The sequence below is a fragment of the Geobacillus sp. WSUCF1 genome, assembly GCF_000422025.1.
Classification (GTDB): domain Bacteria; phylum Bacillota; class Bacilli; order Bacillales; family Anoxybacillaceae; genus Geobacillus; species Geobacillus zalihae.
The window spans coordinates 1-545 of sequence record NZ_ATCO01000166.1; the positions used below are offsets into that span (position 1 = coordinate 1).

Below are 545 nucleotides of genomic sequence, written 5' to 3' on the forward strand. Positions count from 1 at the left end.
TTCTTTTTTCATCTCCTTGACTTTCTCCAAATCCAATACGGATTTCCAGGCTTTAAACAACCATTCCATTTGCCAGCGCAGGGAATAGAGCTCATAAACCTGTTTGACCATCAAAGGACTCTTGTGGTAAATTCGTCAGTAAGATGTGGTATTTCTTTTGTTCGAGGGTTTGGCGTGCCAGCGCCTTCCCTTTTCTTTTTTCCTTTTTCCGCACATACGTCATCCGTTTTTGCCATTCTTCCGCCGTCAGACGGCGGAAAACCAACCGTGGAACATACAAGCGTTCCTTTCCGATGTACATATGTTCCATTTCCACTGATTCCCCTCCCTCTCATTGATTCCTAAGAGATTCCCAATCCCATTCCTTCCACTGGCCATTCTCCTTGATATACACGTTCATATCGGAACGGAGCCGAGTAATATCATACGCTCCACGGCGTCGATCTCAGCCAGTGCGGCAACGGAGAAAAAGCCTAAATCCCGAATCCATAGGTCATTCGGTAAAATCGTGTGTTGGGCATGATAAGCAAAACGAGCGTCCGAGT

General features: G+C 46.2%; 2 protein-coding genes. Both read right to left on the reverse strand.

Annotated elements, in window-relative coordinates:
- The coding region (locus I656_RS19960; protein WP_369770207.1) for a transposase at positions 1 to 111 on the reverse strand (111 nt) is incomplete at its 3' end.
- On the reverse strand, positions 92 to 316 hold the full coding sequence (locus I656_RS19410) for a hypothetical protein (RefSeq protein WP_223810860.1): 225 nt from the start codon (positions 314 to 316) through the stop codon (positions 92 to 94). The genes I656_RS19410 and I656_RS19960, both read right to left, overlap by 20 nt.
- Between the last annotated feature and the right edge of the window lie 229 nt (positions 317 to 545).